This is a genomic window from Massilia sp. CFBP 13721, from assembly GCF_014842025.1.
Taxonomy (GTDB): domain Bacteria; phylum Pseudomonadota; class Gammaproteobacteria; order Burkholderiales; family Burkholderiaceae_D; genus Telluria.
Map to the genome: position 1 here is coordinate 1 of NZ_JACYUY010000068.1, position 522 is coordinate 522.

At 69.2% G+C, this 522-nt stretch carries 1 protein-coding gene; it reads left to right on the forward strand.

What is annotated here, in order from left to right; translation table 11 throughout:
- Positions 1–522 (forward strand): AMP-binding protein (locus IFT60_RS26190; RefSeq protein WP_192057026.1); only part of this gene is annotated, 522 nt, incomplete at both ends.

A 522-nucleotide genomic window follows, 5' to 3' on the forward strand; every position in this document is an offset into this window, starting at 1 on the left:
CGATACCTGGACCCTGTTCCACTCGTTCGCCTTCGATTTCTCGGTCTGGGAAATCTGGGGCGCGCTGGCCTACGGCGGCAAGCTGGTGGTGGTGCCGAAGGCGGTGGCGCAGTCGCCGCTCGACTTCTACGAACTGGCCTGCCGCGAGAAGGTCACGGTCCTGAACCAGACGCCCTCGGCCTTTGCCGGCTTCATCGAGGCGGACGCCCAGCTGCGCGGGACGCTGTCGCTGCGCGCGGTGGTGTTCGGCGGCGAAAAGCTGAAACCCGCTTCGCTGCTGCCGTGGACGGCACGCCATGGCGACGAGGCGATCGCCCTGGTCAACATGTACGGCATCACCGAAACCACCGTCCACGTGACCTACCGGCGCCTGCGCCAGGCCGACCTGGAAGGCGCCTGCAGCCTGATCGGGCCACAGCTGTCGCACCTGACGCTGTACATCCTCGACGGCGCGACCATGCAGCCGGCGCCGCTGGGCGTGGCCGGCGAGCTGTTCGTCGGCGGCAGCGGGGTGGCGCGCGG